The sequence below is a fragment of the Campylobacter gastrosuis genome (assembly GCF_030249845.1).
GTDB lineage: Bacteria > Campylobacterota > Campylobacteria > Campylobacterales > Campylobacteraceae > Campylobacter_A > Campylobacter_A gastrosuis.
Window position 1 is genome coordinate 75,720 of sequence record NZ_JANURM010000002.1, and the last position, 18,940, is coordinate 94,659.

Here is an 18,940-nt window from a genome sequence, read left to right on the forward strand (position 1 = left end):
GATTATTTTTTGATAAGTTTTAGCGTTTCTGTCGCTATCATCAGCTCTTCGTTTGTTGGGATTACAAGAGTTTTTATCGTAGCACCGCTAGCATCAAGGCACCTGTCGCCCTTGTTGCTTCTATCTTTATTTAAATTTGCGTCAATTTTAATGCCAAAGTGAGCTAACTCATCGCAAACTTTTTGACGCATATCTTGGTCATTCTCGCCGATACCGCCAGTAAAGATGATAGCGTCAACCTTACCGATAACTGCATAATAAGCACCGATATATTTTTTAAGGCGGTGAGCAAACATATCAAAGGCTAATTTTGCTCTTTCATCGCCCTTTTCTATCCTTTCTTCAACGTCACGCATATCGTTTGTACCACAAATTCCTAAAAGTCCGCTTTTTTTGTTTAAAAACGTATCAATCTCATCGGCTTTTAACTCGCCCTGACGCATTAAATACGTAATCACAGCTGGGTCAATATCGCCACTTCTAGTGCCCATAATTAGCCCTTCAAGCGGAGTTAAACCCATTGAAGTTTCAACGCATTTGCCGTTTTTAACCGCACAAACAGAAGCACCATTGCCAAGATGAAGCGTAATGGCGTTAAAATTCTCATAAGGTATGCCTAGAAATTTCGCACCCTGCATACTTACATAGTGATGAGATGTGCCGTGAGCACCATATCTTCTAACGTGCTGTTTTTTGGCTAAATCGTAAGGTATAGCATAGCGGTAGGCGTATTCTGGCATTGTTTGATGAAACACTGTGTCAAAAACGACTACGTGAGGCACATCGCCACTTTGGCTCATTGCTGTTTTAATACCAGCTAGGTGACCCGGATTATGAAGTGGGGCTAAAACCACGGCATCTTCAATTTTTTTAATAACATCTGGCGTTACAAGAGCTGAGCTTTTAAAGCTCTCGCCGCCGTGAACTATCCTGTGTCCTATGCCGTCAAGCTCTTTTAAATCGTGTAAAACGCCACTCTCCCTAAAAAGCTCGTTCATAATATCAAGCCCAACGTGGTGGTCTTTAATCTGGACAAACTTCTCGTATTTCTCGCCATTTGCCTTTAAGACTGCGTGTCCATTTTCTTGACCGATTTGCTCAATCAAACCACTTGCTATGCTCTCGTTTTTATCCATTAAAAATAGTTGAAATTTAATAGAACTTGAACCTGAGTTTAAAACCAAAATTTTCATATATTACTCTCCTGCTTGAATTGCACTTATTATTATTGTATTTACGACATCTTCAACCAAACAACCACGGCTTAGGTCATTTACTGGCTTTCTTAGCCCTTGAAGCACTGGGCCAATGGCTAGGGCGTTTGCCGTTCTTTGGACTGCTTTGTAGCAGATATTGCCGGTATTTAGGCTAGGGAATACAAATACATTTGCACGTCCAGCTACCTCATTACCCGGCATTTTTTTAGTGCCTACGCTTAAATCAGCAGCGGCATCGTATTGAATAGGCGCTGCAAATTTTAAGTTAGCGTCTTTTTCTTTTAAAATTCTAGCCGCCTCTTTAATCGCATCAACATCAACCCCAGAGCCACTCTCGCCAGTTGAGTAGCTTAAAAGTGCCACTCGTGGGTCAATGCCAAACGCCTTTGCACTATCTGCTGTGCTAATTGCAATACTTGCAATCGCCTCTGGGTCCGGATTTGGCGTAATAGCACAATCAGCATACAAAAGCACCTCTTCATCAAGCGACATAAAAAATAGTCCAGATACAATTGAAACGCCCGGTTTTGTCTTAATCAGCTGTAAAGCAGGGCGAATGGTCTCAGCCGTAGTCGTGCTAGCACCGCTTACCATAGCGTCAGCAAGTCCAAGCTCAACAAGCATCGTGCCAAAATAAGTCCTATCGGTGGCTAGTTTTTTGGCGTTTTCTTCGCTCATACCTTTTGCTTTTCTTCGCTCAAAAATTTCACTCCAAATTTTATCGTGTAAATCGCTATTTTTTGGATCAATAATTTTAGCCTTGCCTAGATCAAGTCCAAGCTCGCTAGCCCTTTTATTTACAGCACTTTCATCGCCTAAAAGCGTGATTGAGACGATCTCTTTTTTAAGCAAAATATCACTTGCTTTTAAAATTCTATCATCATCGCTTTCTGGTAAAACTATCGTTTTTTTCGCATTTTTTGCACGATTTGTTAGGATATTTTCAAATCTGTAAGGTGTGCAAATTTCTTGATTTGAGTTTAAAATTTCAGATAAATCATCAGTGATTAGAAGTTTTGAGTTTTTATTTAAAGAGCGTAAATCATCTAAATTTTTACACTCAAAAACTGGCGTGTTTAGGTTTTTTGCGATTTTTAAATTTAGCTCATATTTGCCAAAAACGCCAAAGCCATCACAGCCTAAAACTACGACAAAATCGTGGCTTTGTTTGAAATTTTCAAACCTAGAAATAAGTTCTATGAAAAATTCTTTCTCATTTTTAGCATAAAGCTCCTGCTCTTTTTGAGATAAACTAATCTCAAAAACACCGATATTACTAAATTCCTTGCTTAAAGTCGCCTTTAAATTTACAAGACTTTCAGCACAATTTAGATATAAAGACCTCATTTATTCTCCTTGTGTGAGATTTAAAAAGTTTAATTCTATCATAAAAATTTATATTAAAGGTCTTTTTATGAAATTTAGAGCAAAATATGGCGTTTTTGCACTTTTTATTTTTATGGCAGGCTGCACACCAAGTGCTGACCCACACATAAATATGAAGCCACCAGCTTATGTTGAACAGCTCCCAGCAAAAGAGCAAAATAGCGGTGTAACAAACACTGGCAGTCTTTATGGGCGTGGCGAAAATCCGCTTTTTTCAGATAGAAAAGCGATGAATGTAAATGATATCGTAACAATCGTAATCTCAGAAACTGCCTCACAAACTTCAAGTGGCAACAAAAACACGACTAAAAACACCACCACTTCGCTTGGCGGAGGCGTCATCACAGCTGGTGCTGCTCCGTTTTCAACGTTAGCAAATCAGTTAAACAAATACGCAAATATCGGCTTTGAAGCTGGGGGTGAAAATAGCTTTACTGGCAGTGGCTCAACAAGCAGAAACGAGCGGTTTAACACGACAATTTCGGCTAGAATTGTTAAAATTTTAAACAACGGCAACTACTTTATTGAGGGCAACAGAGAGCTGTTAATTAACGGCGAAAAGCAGATTATTCAAGTAACTGGCGTGATTCGCCCATATGATATCTCTCAAACAAACGAGATTGACTCAAAATACATAGCTGACGCTAAAATTTTATATAAAACCGAGGGCGATTTAGAAAAATCAACCAAAAAACCTTGGGGCACTAGACTGCTTGAAGCGGTTTGGCCGTTTTAATTTTGTTAAAATTTTACACACAAAGGGTTAAAAAACCTAAATTTTGTGCGAAAATTTAGGCAAATCATTGCCAAAAAGCTATAATTGATAAAATTTTTAAGAAAGGTTGTTTTATGAAAGAGTTAAACGGCTCACAAATGATAAGCGAAGCACTAAAAGCCGAGGGCGTTGAAGTGGTCTTTGGCTACCCGGGCGGTGCTGCTTTAAATATTTATGATGAAACATATAAACAAACATATTTTACTCACGTTTTAACACGCCACGAACAAGCAGCACTTCACGCCGCTGATGGCTACGCTAGGGCTAGTGGCAAGGTCGGCGTGGCTTTTGTTACTTCTGGTCCCGGCTTTACAAACGCTGTTACTGGATTAGCCACCGCTTATAGCGATAGCGTCCCACTTGTTTTAATAAGCGGTCAAGTCGCAACATCGCTAATTGGCACGGACGCATTTCAGGAGATTGACGCCGTTGGAATTTCACGTCCTTGTGTAAAACACAACTACTTGGTTAAAAACATTGATGAGTTACCGCGAATTTTAAAAGAGGCGTTTTATATCGCAAGGACTGGCAGACCAGGACCCGTGCATATTGATATCCCAAAGGATATAACAGCAGCCATTGGTAAATTTGAGTATCCAAGCGAGATAAATATGCCAACCTATCGCCCAACCTACAAAGGCAACTCAAAACAAATAAAAAAGGCAGCCGAAGCGATAGAGAGCTCAGAACGACCGCTTGTTTATATCGGTGGCGGTGCGATTAGCTCAAATGCTAGCGTGCTTGTTAGAAAATTTGTAAAAGATAACGCAATACCAGCAGTATCAACCCTAATGGCACTTGGCGTTTTAGACAGCACCGACCCACTAAATTTAGGTATGGCAGGTATGCACGGCAGCTACACGGCAAATATGGCTTTAAGCGAGGCTGATTTAATCATCGCTTTGGGTGCTAGATTTGATGATAGAATCACTGGCAGACTTGATGAATTTGCAAAAAATGCAAAGATAATCCACGTTGATATTGATCCAAGCTCAATCTCAAAAATCGTAAATGCACACTATCCGATTGTTGGCGATTTAAAAAATGTCCTTGAAGAGCTAACCCAAAGAGTAAGCCTTGGCGAGGCGAAATTTAGCCAGTGGCGAGGGCAGTTAGCAAATTACACAAAGCTCTATCCGCTAAAATTCCAAGATAGCGATAAGGTTTTAAAACCGCAATGGGTGATTAAGAAAACGGCTGAAATTTTAGGCGATGAGGCTTATATCGCTACTGATGTCGGACAGCACCAAATGTGGGTAGCGCAGTTTTATCCGTTTAAATTCCCACGCCAGTTAATCACAAGCGGAGGGCAAGGCACAATGGGCTTTGGATTGCCATCAGCAATGGGTGTTAAGTGGTTTGCAAACGACAAAGCGGTTGTAAATTTCACCGGCGATGGCTCAATTTTAATGAATATCCAAGAGCTAATGACCTGTGTAGTAACCGACAAACCAGTTATAAACATTATTTTAAACAACAATTTCTTAGGTATGGTTCGCCAGTGGCAGAGCTTCTTTTATGGCGAGAGATTTTCAAATACCGATTTAAGCGTCCAGCCAGATTTTGTAAAACTTGCAGAGAGTTTTGGCGGTGTTGGATTTAGAGTAAGCACAAAAGATGAGTTTGAAAACGCCCTAAAAATGGCGATAGAGAGCAAAAAGGTCGCACTCATTGATGTTGTCATTGACCGCTTTGAAAACGTCCTACCTATGGTGCCAGCTGGTGCTGCTATATATAATATGATAATTGAGTGAGGTAAAAATGAGAAGAGTAATATCTGTTATTGTATTAAACGAACACGGCGTTTTATCGCGAATTTCTGGGCTTTTTTCGGGGCGTGGATATAACATTGACAGCCTAACGGTCGCCCCGATCCCTGATAGCAACTTCTCTCGTGTAAGTATCGTTACAAACGGCGATGAGCGTGTTTTTGAGCAGATTGTAAAACAGCTTCACAAACTAATCCCAACCTACAAAGTCATTGAAACTGGCGATTTTGTGGAGAAAGAAATGGTGCTTGTAAAAATTTCAACAAACGAGCGACTTGCCGATTTTGAGGCGATTTTAAAGAGCTATCATGGACTAATTGCAAACGCAAACGAAAATTTTGTCATCGGTATGATAGCTGATGATGCTAGGCGAGTTGAGTGTTTTTTGAAAATCGCAAAGAAATTTAACCCAATTGAGATCGTCCGTGGCGGCTCGGTTTTAATGGATATATGATGAAACTTAGTGAAATTTTAAAGCACATAGAGGGCGAAATTTTAGGCGATGATATTGAAATTTTAGCGTTAAACTCGCTAAAAAATGCAAAGGCAAACGAGCTAACATATTGTGACGGCGAAAAAAATGCAAAATTTATAGCCCAAACAAAGGCTGGGGCGATTATTTTAAATAAAAAATTCGCCCAAAACGCCCCAAAAAACGCAAATTTAATCATTTGTGAAAATCCACACTTAGCCTTTGCCATTTTAAGTAAAATTTTTTCAAAACCGCTTTTTAACACCGAATCAAAACCAGCCATAATCGCACCAACTGCAAAGATTATGCCAAACACGCATATCGGCAGTAACGCTATAATCGGGCAAAATTCGCTAATTATGCACGGAGCATTCATCGGCGAGAATGTAAAAATCGGCAAAAATTGCATAATCTACCCAAATGTTGTGATTTATAACGACACAATCATCGGCGATGAGTGCATTATCCACGCAAACGCTGTCATCGGCTCAGACGGCTTTGGCTACGCTCACACGAAGCTTGGCGAGCACGTTAAAATTTACCACAACGGCAATGTCGTGCTTGAAGATTTTGTTGAGATTGGGGCTTGTTCTACCATTGATAGAGGCGTTTTTGAAAGCACGATAATTAAGCGTGGCACGAAAATTGATAACCTAGTGCAAATCGGACACAACTCTGAACTAGGCGAGGGCTGTATCATCGTATCTCAGACCGGACTTGCTGGCTCAACAAAGCTTGGGCGAAATGTCGTAATGGGCGGTCAAAGTGGCTCGGCTGGACACGTAAAAGTCGGCGACTTCGCACAAATCGCCGCACGTGGTGGGGTCAGCAAAGACCTTGAAGGCTCTAAAAACTACGCCGGGGCGTATCCGATAATGGAGCTTGGAGAATTCTTTAAATTTCAAGCTAAAATTATGAGATTTTTTAAGAAAAAGTAGCGATTTTGCTACTTTTAAAATCTCTTTTTAACCTGAAAAAATAGCGTTAAAAACGAGATGAAAACCAAAATATAAAGCCCAAAGCTAACATACGGCACAGCCAAATCGCTCTGGTTTTGTAGCTTTTTTAGCGAGATTACATTTGCAAATTCATTTAAAATTTGCACCCTGTAACCATAATACTTAACCTGAACCAACGCATTTTCTTGCAAAAACGCAGTCGCCTTTGCCTGAATATCAGCGGAGTTAAATTTAAAATAAAATGGATAGCCCCACCTAGTATCTTCGTTTCTAAACACTACGATTTTATCATCGCTGTTTGGCTTTTTTGCGTAGATAAAATAGATATCTCGGACGATTTTATCCTTTGGCAACTCGTCGCTAATCACACCCTTTTCATCAACCCTTTTAACCTCTGCTCCCACGATATTTAGGGCTTTGTAGCTTGGCATTGAGTAGTTTATGAAAAAGGCTAGGAGTGCGTGAAGCACAAAAACTAGCACAAAGAGTGCGTTTTTTACAATTTTTTTCATACAAGTCCTTTAAAATTTCTATTTTTTTAATTATAATAACAAAAACACAACAAAGGACAAACGATGAGTAGTGGCTTACTTGCACTTTTGGCGATGATTTTTACACTGATTTTATGGGCGATTTACACCTACAACAGCCTAATTTCAAAGCAAAATGATGTAAAAAATATCCGTTCAAGCGTTGATGTTTGGCTTAAAAAGCGTTACGATTTAATACCAAATTTAGTTTTATCAGTAAAAGAGTATATGGTTTTTGAAAAAGAGACACTAAGTAAAATCACGGAGCTAAGAAGCCTAGCAATGAGTGCAAAAAATGGCGAAAGTTTTGAACTAAATAGCGAAATTTCAAGCCTTTTAAACGGCATAAAGGTCGCTTTTGAAAACTACCCAGAGCTAAAAGCAAACGAAAATTTTCTCCACCTGCAAAAATCTTTAAACGAGATTGAAGAGCAACTAAGTGCGGCAAGAAGAGCATATAACGCAAGTGTGATGATTTATAATAACTACACTCAAATGCTACCAAGTGGGTTAATTGCTAATCTTTTTAATTTCAAAAAAGAGTCGTTTTTTGAAATTTTAAGCAACGAGCGAGAAAATCCGAATGTAAAAGATCTGTTTAGATAATGGATATCATAAATTTAGAGCTAGAACGACAAAAAATCAAAAAAAGATTAGACTTTGTTACCACGCTTTTTGTTATCATTTTTGCACTCTCTTTGATAGTAGTTTTTTTAAATAAAAGCTCTGAATTTTTTAATTTTTTAATATCTGGTGTCGCCTTTTTAACCACAATTTTTGGACTTTATCGTGGGTTTTTAACAAAAGAATTTAACGATAATTTTAAGGATTTAGTAATTACTAAAATCATAAAAGAGCTAGATGAAAATTTAAGCTATAACAAAAATGGATTTTTATCAAAATCCGAGTTTTTATCTACAAAAATTTATGATAATAATTTGCATAAATTTAGCGGTAATGACCTAATTAGTGGCAAGGTTGATAGCGTGATGATAAAATTTAGCGATATAAAAGCCACAAAAATTTTTTACAATGGCGAAAAAGAGCAAGAAAAGTCCGTTTTTTATGGGATTTTTTTCATCGCTGAGTTTAACAAAAATATAAAATCACAAACTTATATAATTGATAAAAAATCACTAAATGCCCAAAAAATCGGCGAAAGAGCGTATATGGATGATGTTGAGTTTGAGCGGATTTTTGATGTTTTTTGCAAAGACCAAATTAATACAAGGTATCTTTTGACGCCAAAATTTATGCAAGATTTTACAAAATTACGCCAAAATTTTAAATGCCCAATAAATGCTTGTTTAATGGATAGCAAAATTTTCATTTACATTGAGCGTGGATTTGATAGCTTTGAGCCAAATTTAAAAGAGCCGTTAGCCGGCAAAGGTAAAAATTTAGAAATTTATGCCAGTGAGTTAAAAGGCTGTTTAGATTTAGTTAAAATTCTAAACCTAAACAACGACCTTTTTAAGTCATAAATCACGCTCCAAGTGCCTTTTTGACCTCATCACTTGCCATTAAAATATTCCACTCAGGCTCCCAAACCAAGTCAATCACGCACTCTTTAACGCCATCAACACGCATTACAGCGTCCTTAACCCAGCCTAAAATCAGCTCGTGAAGTGGACACGACCTAGTTGAAAGTGTCATCGTTATGACCGCCTTTTGCTCGCTAAAATAGACGTCATAAATCAGCCCAAGCGAAACAATATCAAATCCGACCTCTGGATCAACAATTGTTCTTAACTCATTGTAAATTTTCTCTACCATTTTTCTCTCCAAATTTTGTGAATTTAAAAAAGTGTAACATATTAAAACTAAGCAAAATCACGCTTAAAAATATGCAAAAAATGCCAAATTTTGTAAAAAATGCGTAGCTTAAAATGGCTATGAAATTTAGCAAAATTTCAGCATAAGCGACCTTTTTTAGCACCATTTCATCAAGCAAAGGCACCTTTTGTTTGCCAACAAAGGGTGAAATGTAGTTATACCAGATTAAAAATGGGGCGATTTTGTAAAGATGAGCGACTATAAACGGATATAAAAATCCGTAAAATAGGTAAAAAATCGCTAAATTTTTATCATCAAACAGGTAAAAAATAGCACCCAAAATCGCACCAATAAACGAAAGGTAAATGTTTAAATTCCAGTAATCATACGCCTTTCGTATGCGTTTTTTAAGCGTCAAACCAGCGTCAAAAATAAACAAAACTACACACAAAACGCCAAGTAAAATCGCAAAAATTTTACTAAAATATAGCGTAATACCAAGCAAAAAGTAGCAGGCTAGGGCGATTTTGCTAAGCAAAAATTTATTGCCGTGAGATAGGCTAAACATCGGCAGTAAAACGCTAGAAACTCCAACGATGATAAAAAATACAAAACCAAATACAAAGTAAATGTGATATTTTAATAAAAGCTCAAAATCAGCCGCAAAAATGCCGTTTAAAACAAGCACAAGCAAAGCTCCAAGCGTGATACCAACGATAAAAAACAAAGATGATACAAAAATCGCAAAGGTCGCTAAATTTTGTGTTTGTGCTTTAAAAAAGCTAAACATAAAATTAACACCAAAAAACGATAATGCAAAAAACAAAACAGCACCGCCAAAAAGCATAAGATTAAAATTCTCAAAAATCATCGCAAATGATAAAATCAAGGCCCCAGCTAAGAAAACAAAAAGGTTAAAAAACGCACCTTTTATGCTAAAAAAGGGCTTTTGAAGTATCACTGATGTGAGCTGATAAAGCGAGCCGATGATAATGCTTATTACAAATCCAAGTGCAAAAATGTGGATAAATCCAGCCGTTTTTAGAGCAAAAATCGCACTAAAATCGGCTAAAAAATAGGCAAAAATGCTTAAAATCAAGCAGAAAATTCCGCCTAAAAAGTATCCGCCAACAAGCCTAAATGGCGGTGCAAAGGTGTTTAAAAGCATATTTTATCCGTGGCAGGTGTCGTTTGCGTTAAAATTACTTAAATCAGCATTTGGCTTTAAGCTAAACGTTAGCTTTACCGCTCCATCATCTAAATTTTGAGTGTCTATATCAAAAAACGGCTCAACTTTTGGGATTAGTCCGGCTGGGAATTTATGATTTATCATCACGACTTTAACACTGCTATCTTTTACGAGATTTAGGGCAGTTAGGGCGTTTATCATCGGCTCTGGTGGGACTGATTTAGTGCTATCAAATCCGATAAAATTAACGCCATTTTCACTAAATTTATAAAAATCAAGCGTGGCATTTTCAACGCTAAATTTTTGCCAGTTTAAAAAGTAACTCATTGTTTATCCTTTAAAAAATTTCGGAGTATGATACTCTTAAATAAAATCTCTTTCATTGATATATCTCAACACAAAATTTACACCAAAAATATACAATTACTCTCTATTTTTAAGTATTATTTGTTACAATCACGTAACTATTTTACAATTAGGGGAATTTATGTTTAGAAATTTAAGTGTTGGTAAGAAGGTCGTATTTTGCGTCATCTCTCTTTTACTCGTGATTTTTACAATACTTCAAGCAGTAATTATTAAAGAATTTAAAAACTCATCTGAAAATTTAGCCACAAACAGCCTTGATATGCTTAGTCAGTCGGTATTTTTCTCACTTCGTGCAGCGATGAATTTAGGCGACGCCCAAGCGATAAAAAACGCACTTGAACTAAACTCAAAAATAGATAACATAAAATATCTAAAACTCTATCGAGCCGATGAGATCAGCGATATGTATGGTTTAGAGCGTGAAAAAATTGATGATAGCACGATAAAAGAGCAGTTTGTAAAGCCAGTAAATAAAAATTTAGAAAGCTACGATGATGGACATTACATTAGGCTTATTAAACCGCTAAAAGCGGATGCCGAGTGCCTTGCTTGTCACGCCACTTCAAGCGAAGGCTCGGTGCTTGGAGTTATGGATATGGGCTACACGCTTAACAATATTGATGAGAATTTAACCACCCAAAGCTTTAAATTTCTATTTATTTTCATCGCATTTTTAATCTTAACCTCGGCTGTTGTTATCTTTACGCTTAATAAAATTGTCATAAAACGCATTGAGGCCTTGCGATACAGGACAAAGGATTTAGCCGACGGCGACTGCGATTTATCAGCTAGGCTCGTGGTTAGAAGTGAGGATGAAATAAGCAAGGTCGGCAAAAACGTAAATAGTTTTATTGAGAAAATTCAAAACACAATCAAAAGCATTCAGCTTAGCTCAAACGACATCACAAGGCAGATTGAGGCACTAAGGACAAACTCATCAAATCTCACACAAAGCTCACAAGATGGCAAAAAACAAGCCGATTTATCGTATAAATTTACAAAGCAAATTGACGATGACTTTATCTTTACAAAGCAAATGGCACAAAATGCCGTAAGCCTTTCAAGCAACTCAAACGAGAAGCTAGATAGCGTGATTTTAACGCTAAAAAGTGTCGTTGATAACATAAACACAGCCAGCTCAAACGAGCAAGCCTTAGCCCTAAAAACCAAAGAAGTGGCGACACAAAGCGAAAATATAAGCAAAATTTTAAGCATCATTGATGATATTGCTGATCAAACAAACCTGCTTGCACTAAATGCTGCTATTGAAGCAGCCAGAGCTGGCGAGCACGGCAGGGGCTTTGCCGTGGTGGCAGAAGAGGTAAGAAAACTAGCCGAGCAAACCAGCTCACAGCTTGAAGATATCGCAATAAACTCAAAAAATATCATCACAAGCGTGGCTGAGTTAAGCAGTGCTTTAAAGCAAAACTCATCAAACATACTTGATTTAAGCACGAGAGCAAATAGCCTGATGAACCTAGCTTACGAAGCACAAGCGACAAACAACTCATCAATTAAAATCACAAAAGACGTGCAAACACGCACAGATGACACGCTTTCTAGCCTTGAAAATCTGCTAAAAGATACCGAAAAATCGGTGCAAATCGCTGATAATAACGAGAGAATTTCAGCCGAGCTTTTAAATATAGCAAAAGTGCTTGATACCGTTTCAATCAGCTTAAAAGAGAACTTAAATAACTTTAAAATTTAGCCAAGTTTGGCTAAATTTTAATAAAATCGCCAAAAGCGGTGTTGAAATTTGGCTCTAAATGCTTTAAAAATAGCTCGGATACGACCTTGCTTTTAAACAAATCGCCGCAAAAACTAATGCTATCAAAGCCAAGCTCACGCCCATAATCGTAACAAAAATCGCTAAAAAATAGCGCCAAAGACTGCACACAGCCAAAGCTGATATTATGCACACCAGCCCCAGCTAGATAAAAACTCATCGCTGATTTTATAAATTTTAGTGCGTTAAACTCATTTTTGCTCCGCCCGCACTCAATGCTAACGCCCTTTTTGACACTAAAATCAAGGGCATTTAAAAGCAAAATCTCCCCAGCTCTCTTTGGCTCATCGCTAAGTCCGATTAAGACCCCAACAATGCAAAAAAGCGAGAAAAAACTAGCAGGTAGGTTTAAATTTTGATTTGAAATTTCATATGTTTTGGTAAAATTTTGCATAAATTGCTCGCCACTTGGTAGCTCTTTAATAAGCGTAAAAATCTCATCAAAACTGCTAAATTTTGGCACAAATAAAAGCTCTACACCTTTAAAATTCACACTATCATCGCCAGATTTTTTAAACTCTAACACCAGCGATTTTTTATCTAAAATTTCATTTTTTTGGCTAAAAAGTATATTGTTTTCTAAAATCATCGCCTCGTTTTGGTTTGTAAAATTTTCTAACCCAACAAAGCTCACGCCACGCTTAAAAAGCTCATCGCAAAATGCATAAAAAAATAGATCTTTTGGGGCTTTGACACTATAAAATTTCTGTGCGTCATCGTGATTTTGGCGAAATAGTGCAGTGGTTTTTAGCAAAATCGTGGGCTTGTCAAAACTGGCAAGGGCGACTTGTTCTTGCTCGGCTGCTATAAACATTTTTGGTAGATTTTTTAGATTTGTTGGCACGATAGTTTTTGCGTTTTTGCTGTTTAAAACTAAAAATTCTCCATTTTTATCTGCCATTTTTAGCTCATTTTTTAAGATAAACTCATCAACGGCTCTTTTTAAAAGCTCGTTAAAATTAAGCTCATTTACGGCTTCGTTAAAGATAAAAATTTCGCTTAAAACACCAAACTCATTTTTGATGATTTTGCCGTTTTTGTAGGCATTTATCACGCTTGGCGTGATAGCGTTTGTCTTTGGATTTGATATATTTAGGCTATTTTGTGGCAAATTTTCAGCCAAAAAAACTCTCGTGTCTTGTAAGAATATTGAGTGGGGTAGATTTTGACTTAGAGTGGTTGAAAAGCTAGAAATTTCATCATCACTCCCACTTGCAAAAAGTGTGATATATTCGCCATTTTGCGTGATTTTATGCTCAATATTTTCTGAAATTTTTGATAATAAATAGCAAAAATCAGCACTAAAACAAGCCATTTTAAACTCAAATGCAATAATCATAAAAAGCCTTTAAAATTTTAACTAAAAACTTGAAAAAATTTATAGGTAAAATTTTGATTTTTAGGGCTTAAAGCCCCTTTTTTGCGTAAATGTCAGCCATATCTTGTGGGCTAATCTCAGCTATTTTTTCACACTTAAAGCCAAGCTCACTTAGATGATTTATTAGCGTCTTTTCTGCCACTTTTGAGCCGTTTAAAATTTGCTCTGAGAGCTTAAAGCTCATTGGCAAAATTCTGCTTGGCACAAGTCCTAAAATTTTGCCTTTTGGGCGGTCGCCACTAAGTGCCATAAGTTCAAGAGTTTGTAGCATTTCAACCTCGTGAGCCGAGCCGTCCCAGCGAATTTTTTGTGGCATATTATCAATGTCAAAAAAATAGACATCGCCGACACTAGCGTCATCACAGCTAACGCAGTCAATGACTATTAAATAATCGCAATCTGCAATTATGGGCGTAAGAGCGACGGCAAGTGTGCCACCGTCAATAAATTTAAGGCTATGGTTAGCAGAGCTAAATTTATAACTCCGCTCAACCGCCATAGCCAAATGAACGCCAATGCCCTCATCGCCAAACATCACATTGCCAATGCCAAGCACTAAAACTCTCAATGTTTTGCGTCCTCTTTTACGTATTTATAGCCACTAATGATAGCGTCCATCGCTCCGTCCTTGCCTTTTACGGCGTTAAAAATCGCCATATAGACGTGAATTACAACAAAAACCATTATAACCCACATACAAATTCTATGTATCGTCCTAACGTTTGCAAGTCCGCCCATCATCGCCTCAAAGCCACGCATACTCTCATAAATTAGCCCACCAAAACCATCGTGATAAACGTGAGCGTAAAGCACAAGTCCAGTTAGGCAAATAAGCACCAAAATAGCGTAAAAAAACAGATACGAAGCAAACTGCAAAGGGTTATAAACGCCCTTTAAATGCGGGTGTTCGCCCATAAAAAGGTAGTATTTTATCTGCTTAATCCACACGATTGGATTGATAAAATCAAGTATGCTTCTCCACTCTTTACGGCTGTGTTTATCAAATAAAAATAGGTAAATTTTAAAGATTAAACAGCCAATTAGCACAAATCCGGCGATTTGGTGTGCCATACGCCACTTTGCATTCATAAAAAGCGTAGGTTCGCTTGAAATTTCAGGCGACATAAATACATAGCTAATGTAATAACCGCTAAAAATCAAAAACGCAATAGATATAGCCCTAATCCAGTGAGTTAGTCTAAGACCGATTGAAAATTCATAAACGCCATAACGTTTCATCTCTTTTGCCATAGCACACCCCTTACAAATTTGGATTTATCTTATACTCGCTTAGCGTGTTGCCACTCATATCCATTACGTGAACAGCACAAGCAATACAAGGGTCGTATGAGTGAATTTTGCGGATTATTTCAAGTGGCTGGGTCAAATCAGCTAACTTCGTGCCAATCAAACACGCCTCGTAGCTACCCATTTGACCTTTGCTATCTTTTGGCGAGGCATTCCACGTGCTTGGCACGACTGCTTGCCAGTTTTCTATCACGCCGTTTTTAATCCTGCACCAGTGACTAAGTGTGCCTCTTGGGACGTGTCCCATATAAAATCCGCGATACTCTTTATCCTTGTCTATCACGTATTTAGCGCAAGTTTCGCTATCAACTTTTAAATTTTCAACCAAAGCGTTAAAGGCTAAAATGGTATTATCAGCGACGATTTTTGCTTCAAGCATTCTAGTTGCTGTTCTACCTAGCGTTGAAAATACCGCACTTACAGGTAGCCCAGTATCAGCTAGGAATTTATCCACAAGTGGGACTACGTATTTATTGCCCTTTGCGTAATTTACCACGATATTTGCAAGAGGTCCTACTTGAAGTGGCTCTCCGCCGTATCTAGGCGATTTTATCCAGCTGTATTTGCCCTTTGTGTTAAAAATTTTAGAGTGAGCCATTTGCCCCTTGTCATCTACGCTCTCGCCGTCAATTAGCCCAGTGTAGTTTGGCTCGGTTTGTCCATCATATGGGTGAAGTGGCGCTGGGTTTTGATACCACGAGTGCGTCGCCTCTTCGGTAATTTTATCAGTCTGGACTTCATAAACCTTGCTTATATCGCCGTTTTTAATGATACCGCTATCAAAGAGCCACTCGTTTGCTCCGATTTGAAATTCTCTGTAAGTGTATAAATTTGCCACGCCGACATCGCCAACTACGCTTGGCTCGTTTGCATAAGCACGACCAGCCATAACGAGATCTGGATAGTAAGCCCTATCAATAAATTCCTGACACTCTTTAAGTTTTGTTAGGTATTCGCCAAGTCTTGCTGGGCTTTGAAGATCCATAACGCAAGTAACTCCGCCAACGGTTAGGCTTTGTGGGTGCGGATTTTTAGAGCCAAAAATCGCCATCATCTGAGCGACTATGCGTTGAATTCTAAGGCACTCTAAGTAGTGAGATAGGACGATTAAATTTTGCTCTGGCGTTAGCTTGTAGGTTGGGTGTCCCCAGTATGCGTTTGCAAATGGTCCAAGATTGCCCTTTTTAGCAAATGTTGCTACTCTATCTTGCACCTCTTTTAGCTTATCAGCACCACAAGCATAAGGCGTGTCGGTGTATTTAAATGCCTCCTCACTTGCCTTTTTTGGATCAGCCTTAAGTGCCGAAACCACATCAGCCCAATCAACGCCGTGAAGATGATAAAAATGCACGATATGGTCGTGGATAAAAAGCGCTGTATTCATCAGCGTCCTAGTTAGCTGTGCATTTAGCGGTGGCTTAATGCCAAGTGCGTTCTCAACGGCAACAATACCAGCTTTGTAGTGTGAAAATGTGCAAACTCCACAAATTCTCTGCGTAAAAAAGCCGACATCTCTTGGGTCGCGGTTTCGCACGATTTGCTCAATCCCGCGCCAAAGCGTTGAGCCAGAATACGCCTCTTTTACGACATTATTATCATCAACGACAACCTCAATGCGAAGATGCCCCTCAATACGTGTTATCGGATCTATTACTACTCTTTTATCGCTCATTTTACACCTCGCTATCTTTTCTAGTTGCCGCTATTAGTGCGTGTGCGGCAATGCCAATGCCTGTTAGGGCTAAAATTCCTATGCCGATTTTATCACTTACGTTATCAGCGCCAAGCCCTAAAACCGTGTTGTAAAGTCTATCGCCCATTGGCTCTTCAAATGGTCCCATATTATCCCAAAAATCAGGCTCAGAACAGCCTATACAGCCGTGTCCAGCTTGGACTGGCCAGCTTGTGTGCGAGTTAAAACGCTCACGTGAGCAGTTATTAAACGTATAAGGTCCTTTACAGCCGACTTTGTATAAGCAGTAGCCATTTTTTGCACCCTCATCGCCAAAATTTTGCACGAATTCGCCAGCGTCAAAATGCCCACGCCTTTCGCAAAGGTCGTGAATTCTAAGCCCGTAAGCCCATTTTGGGCGGTTAAACACGTCAAGTGCTGGTAGTGTGCCAAATAGTAAGAAATGAAGCACGTTGCCGACTATGTTTTTCTCGCTTGGCGGACAGCCCGGGACGTTTATGACCTTTTTATCGGTTACTTTTGATAGGCTAACCGCATTTGACGGATTTGGACGTGCTGCTTGGATACCGCCAAAGCTAGAACAGGTGCCGATCGCAAAAATGGCAGCGGCGTTTTCGCTTGCTTTTACCGCACTTTGTTTGCCGGTGGTGCCGTGAGCACCGATTGTTAGGTAGTGCTCGGTATCGCCGGTTGGAATTCCGCCCTCAACCATTAAAACATACTGACCTTTGTATTTTTCAATCGCACTTTCAAGGTTATGCTCGGCCTGCCAGCCAGCAGCTGCCATTAGCGTTTCGTGGTATTCAAGGCTAATGTAGTCAAAAATCAGGCTATCAATCGTAGGCGTATCAGAGCGAAGCAAACTCTCAGAACAGCCCGTGCATTCAGCCATATGAAGCCAAATAACTGGCAATCTATCGGCTAACTCAGTAGCTCTTGCCACAGCAGGTGCAAAACTAGCAGGTAGTGCCATAAATGCAGTCATCGCGCCAGCCCACTTCATAAAATCACGCCTTGAAAAGCCATTTTTTTCAAGGGCGTTTGAGATGGTTTCATCTTTGTTTAGTTTTTTTAACTTTGCTAGTTCATCAAGTCTTTGATAGACGCTAGAAAGATCATTAAACGACATAGTAACTCCTTGTAAATAAAAGTTAATATTTACGAAATGCTACAATCTTTTTAACAAAAAGAATATTAAATTTTAAATTAATATTTTTATTTTAATTTAGTTTAAAAATAGTGTGAAAAATGGCAATTTGGTATTATTCTTTAAGGGCATATTTGTGTAAATTTATAAATTTCGGACAAAAAATGGGTAAATTTCACAAAAAAGCTTAAATTTTATAGCCGATATTTATCTCAAACTCTTTTAAACGCTTGTGAATTGAGCGAAGTTCGGTGATTGTAGTCCAGTTGTTAATGAAAATTGAGAATGAATTTCTAACCTGAGCAAAGGCGTTATTTACCTGCATCATCACTCCAAGTGTGATAAGCCCTGAAAATAGCCCGGGTCCCATTATCAAAATCGGCACGATAATCATTAACTGAGAGAAAAAATTTATCCACAAATCAAAATATCCGTAGTGTAGAAATAGGCGGTTGTAGTTAAATTTTAGCCCAGTAAAAAGCTCGGTTAGGGTAGGGATTTGAGCAAAATTTTCTTTATTATCCTCGCCATAAACTAGCTCTTTTCTAAATGCCGCTTCAACTTTTTGGTTGTTGTATTCAAGTCCGGGCAACATAATGCCAACAAACCACGAAATAACAAGCCCTCCAATGCTAACAAGCAGAGCAACCCAAACAAGCGAGCCTTCAAAATCCTTTAAAATAGGGATATTTACGCCACTGCTTAGCTCCCAAAGTATAGGCAAAAATGCAAAAAGCTTCATTAAAGCACTTGCTACTTGAAGTCCAAGACTCTCAACGATTTTTGCAAAGCGGTAGATATCTTCTTGGATACGCTGTGAGCTACCTTCAATCTCGTTTTTAACATTTCGCCAATATTTAATGTAAGTAAAAGTCATCGCCTCACGCCACTTAAACGCCCAAATTCTCGTAAAATATCCAGTAATTGTAGCTAAAAAAACGTATGGGAAGGCGATTTTGGCAAACTCAACCATACTCGCCCAAAAATCATCAATGCTGTGCTGTGAAACGTTTTGGACAATGTCGTAAAATTTTCTATACCACTCGTTTATATCAACGGTGAATTTTGTCTGAAAATACAAAGATAAAAGCAAAAACAACGCCCCAAGATACGCCCACAAAGCCCACTTTTTAGAAGCAAAAAACGATGAAAACAAAAAATCCCCTTTAAAATTTTAGCGATG

18 protein-coding genes and 2 pseudogenes are annotated in these 18,940 nt (G+C 38.5%); 8 read left to right on the top strand and 12 right to left on the bottom strand.

Translation table 11 applies throughout. The features are described from left to right. Nucleotides 1–2 precede the first annotated feature (2 nt). Both NYG85_RS02350 and pta read right to left on the bottom strand, forming a co-directional pair. Complete coding sequence (locus NYG85_RS02350) at nt 3–1,193, bottom strand: acetate kinase (RefSeq protein WP_284936874.1); 1,191 nt, start codon at nt 1,191–1,193, stop codon at nt 3–5. 3 nt (nt 1,194–1,196) lie between these two features. Further along, complete coding sequence (gene pta, locus NYG85_RS02355) at nt 1,197–2,564, bottom strand: phosphate acetyltransferase (RefSeq protein WP_284936875.1); 1,368 nt, start codon at nt 2,562–2,564, stop codon at nt 1,197–1,199. Between the two features lie 67 nt (nt 2,565–2,631). Between pta and flgH the strand changes: the two genes are divergently transcribed. From flgH to lpxD, 4 genes are all read left to right on the top strand, one after another. After that, complete coding sequence (flgH, locus tag NYG85_RS02360; protein ID WP_284936876.1) at nt 2,632–3,339, top strand: flagellar basal body L-ring protein FlgH; 708 nt, start codon at nt 2,632–2,634, stop codon at nt 3,337–3,339. Nucleotides 3,340–3,452: 113 nt separating this feature from the next. After that, nucleotides 3,453–5,132 carry an acetolactate synthase large subunit gene (locus NYG85_RS02365; protein ID WP_284936877.1) on the top strand — a complete coding sequence of 560 codons (1,680 nt, stop codon included), beginning with the start codon at nt 3,453–3,455 and terminating at the stop codon, nt 5,130–5,132. A gap of 7 nt (nt 5,133–5,139) precedes the next feature. Then, nucleotides 5,140–5,601 carry an acetolactate synthase small subunit gene (gene ilvN / locus NYG85_RS02370; RefSeq protein WP_284936878.1) on the top strand — a complete coding sequence of 154 codons (462 nt, stop codon included), beginning with the start codon at nt 5,140–5,142 and terminating at the stop codon, nt 5,599–5,601. Then, nucleotides 5,601–6,557, top strand: a complete 957-nt coding sequence (gene lpxD, locus NYG85_RS02375) for a UDP-3-O-(3-hydroxymyristoyl)glucosamine N-acyltransferase (RefSeq protein ID WP_284936879.1) — start codon at nt 5,601–5,603, stop codon at nt 6,555–6,557. Before ilvN ends, lpxD begins: the two co-directional genes overlap by 1 nt. 14 nt (nt 6,558–6,571) lie before the next feature. Here the strand turns inward: lpxD and NYG85_RS02380 are convergent, their stop codons facing one another. Further along, a complete protein-coding gene (locus tag NYG85_RS02380; RefSeq protein WP_284936880.1) occupies nt 6,572–7,090 on the bottom strand; it encodes a DUF1523 family protein in 519 nt (172 codons plus the stop codon). Nucleotides 7,091–7,153: 63 nt separating this feature from the next. Here NYG85_RS02380 and NYG85_RS02385 point away from each other — a divergent pair, with 63 nt between their 5' ends. Then, the gene (locus NYG85_RS02385; RefSeq protein WP_284936881.1) at nt 7,154–7,714 is read left to right on the top strand and encodes a LemA family protein; all 561 of its coding nucleotides are present in this window, start codon (nt 7,154–7,156) and stop codon (nt 7,712–7,714) included. Continuing rightward, a complete protein-coding gene (locus tag NYG85_RS02390) occupies nt 7,714–8,592 on the top strand; it encodes a DUF3137 domain-containing protein (RefSeq protein WP_284936882.1) in 879 nt (292 codons plus the stop codon). The genes NYG85_RS02385 and NYG85_RS02390 overlap by 1 nt, the downstream gene beginning before the upstream one ends. A 1-nt stretch (nt 8,593) precedes the next feature. Here NYG85_RS02390 and NYG85_RS02395 read toward each other — a convergent pair whose 3' ends face one another. Genes NYG85_RS02395 through NYG85_RS02405 form a run of 3 tightly spaced genes read right to left on the bottom strand, consistent with a single transcriptional unit; the run spans nt 8,594 to nt 10,400 of the window. Further along, entirely contained in the window at nt 8,594–8,884 is a 291-nt protein-coding gene (locus NYG85_RS02395) for a metal-sulfur cluster assembly factor (RefSeq protein ID WP_284936883.1), read from the bottom strand. Further along, nucleotides 8,862–10,052, bottom strand: coding sequence for a peptidase M50 (locus tag NYG85_RS02400; RefSeq protein ID WP_284936884.1), 1,191 nt, complete (start codon nt 10,050–10,052; stop codon nt 8,862–8,864). Before NYG85_RS02400 ends, NYG85_RS02395 begins: the two co-directional genes overlap by 23 nt. A 3-nt stretch (nt 10,053–10,055) precedes the next feature. Next, nucleotides 10,056–10,400 carry a hypothetical protein gene (locus tag NYG85_RS02405; protein WP_284936885.1) on the bottom strand — a complete coding sequence of 115 codons (345 nt, stop codon included), beginning with the start codon at nt 10,398–10,400 and terminating at the stop codon, nt 10,056–10,058. Nucleotides 10,401–11,037: 637 nt separating this feature from the next. On the opposite strand from NYG85_RS02405, the pseudogene NYG85_RS12100 reads away from it, so the two are divergent. Further along, nucleotides 11,038–11,295, top strand: a pseudogene (locus NYG85_RS12100) (HAMP domain-containing protein); the annotation flags it as partial. Nucleotides 11,296–11,658: 363 nt separating this feature from the next. After that, nucleotides 11,659–11,788: pseudogene (locus NYG85_RS12105) on the top strand (methyl-accepting chemotaxis protein); the annotation flags it as partial. A 375-nt stretch (nt 11,789–12,163) separates the two neighbouring features. Here the strand turns inward: NYG85_RS12105 and NYG85_RS02415 are convergent. The 6 genes from NYG85_RS02415 to NYG85_RS02440 form a co-directional block, all read right to left on the bottom strand. Next, complete coding sequence (locus tag NYG85_RS02415) at nt 12,164–13,570, bottom strand: hypothetical protein (RefSeq protein ID WP_284936887.1); 1,407 nt, start codon at nt 13,568–13,570, stop codon at nt 12,164–12,166. A gap of 67 nt (nt 13,571–13,637) precedes the next feature. Beyond that, a complete protein-coding gene (locus NYG85_RS02420; protein ID WP_284936888.1) occupies nt 13,638–14,177 on the bottom strand; it encodes a HyaD/HybD family hydrogenase maturation endopeptidase in 540 nt (179 codons plus the stop codon). Continuing rightward, a complete protein-coding gene (gene cybH / locus NYG85_RS02425; RefSeq protein ID WP_284936889.1) occupies nt 14,174–14,860 on the bottom strand; it encodes a Ni/Fe-hydrogenase, b-type cytochrome subunit in 687 nt (228 codons plus the stop codon). Before cybH ends, NYG85_RS02420 begins: the two co-directional genes overlap by 4 nt. Nucleotides 14,861–14,870: 10 nt before the next feature. Beyond that, complete coding sequence (locus NYG85_RS02430; RefSeq protein WP_284936890.1) at nt 14,871–16,589, bottom strand: nickel-dependent hydrogenase large subunit; 1,719 nt, start codon at nt 16,587–16,589, stop codon at nt 14,871–14,873. 1 nt (nt 16,590) lies between these two features. Next, the gene (locus NYG85_RS02435) at nt 16,591–17,739 is read right to left on the bottom strand and encodes a hydrogenase small subunit (protein WP_284936891.1); all 1,149 of its coding nucleotides are present in this window, start codon (nt 17,737–17,739) and stop codon (nt 16,591–16,593) included. 205 nt (nt 17,740–17,944) lie between these two features. After that, nucleotides 17,945–18,913, bottom strand: coding sequence for a putative transporter (locus NYG85_RS02440; RefSeq protein ID WP_284936892.1), 969 nt, complete (start codon nt 18,911–18,913; stop codon nt 17,945–17,947). Nucleotides 18,914–18,940: the final 27 nt, after the last annotated feature.

Excerpts from the sequence above, each read along its gene's own strand:
- NYG85_RS02435 (WP_284936891.1), bottom strand. The coding sequence starts at position 17,739 with ATGTCGTTTAATGATCTTTCTAGCGTCTATCAAAGACTTGATGAACTA.
- NYG85_RS02405 (WP_284936885.1), bottom strand. The coding sequence starts at position 10,400 with ATGAGTTACTTTTTAAACTGGCAAAAATTTAGCGTTGAAAATGCCACG.
- cybH (WP_284936889.1), bottom strand. The coding sequence starts at position 14,860 with ATGGCAAAAGAGATGAAACGTTATGGCGTTTATGAATTTTCAATCGGT.
- NYG85_RS02395 (WP_284936883.1), bottom strand. The coding sequence starts at position 8,884 with ATGGTAGAGAAAATTTACAATGAGTTAAGAACAATTGTTGATCCAGAG.
- lpxD (WP_284936879.1), top strand. The coding sequence starts at position 5,601 with ATGAAACTTAGTGAAATTTTAAAGCACATAGAGGGCGAAATTTTAGGC.
- NYG85_RS02415 (WP_284936887.1), bottom strand. The coding sequence starts at position 13,570 with ATGATTATTGCATTTGAGTTTAAAATGGCTTGTTTTAGTGCTGATTTT.
- NYG85_RS02350 (WP_284936874.1), bottom strand. The coding sequence starts at position 1,193 with ATGAAAATTTTGGTTTTAAACTCAGGTTCAAGTTCTATTAAATTTCAA.
- ilvN (WP_284936878.1), top strand. The coding sequence starts at position 5,140 with ATGAGAAGAGTAATATCTGTTATTGTATTAAACGAACACGGCGTTTTA.
- pta (WP_284936875.1), bottom strand. The coding sequence starts at position 2,564 with ATGAGGTCTTTATATCTAAATTGTGCTGAAAGTCTTGTAAATTTAAAG.
- NYG85_RS02380 (WP_284936880.1), bottom strand. The coding sequence starts at position 7,090 with ATGAAAAAAATTGTAAAAAACGCACTCTTTGTGCTAGTTTTTGTGCTT.
- NYG85_RS02400 (WP_284936884.1), bottom strand. The coding sequence starts at position 10,052 with ATGCTTTTAAACACCTTTGCACCGCCATTTAGGCTTGTTGGCGGATAC.
- NYG85_RS02430 (WP_284936890.1), bottom strand. The coding sequence starts at position 16,589 with ATGAGCGATAAAAGAGTAGTAATAGATCCGATAACACGTATTGAGGGG.
- NYG85_RS02365 (WP_284936877.1), top strand. The coding sequence starts at position 3,453 with ATGAAAGAGTTAAACGGCTCACAAATGATAAGCGAAGCACTAAAAGCC.
- flgH (WP_284936876.1), top strand. The coding sequence starts at position 2,632 with ATGAAATTTAGAGCAAAATATGGCGTTTTTGCACTTTTTATTTTTATG.
- NYG85_RS02390 (WP_284936882.1), top strand. The coding sequence starts at position 7,714 with ATGGATATCATAAATTTAGAGCTAGAACGACAAAAAATCAAAAAAAGA.
- NYG85_RS02385 (WP_284936881.1), top strand. The coding sequence starts at position 7,154 with ATGAGTAGTGGCTTACTTGCACTTTTGGCGATGATTTTTACACTGATT.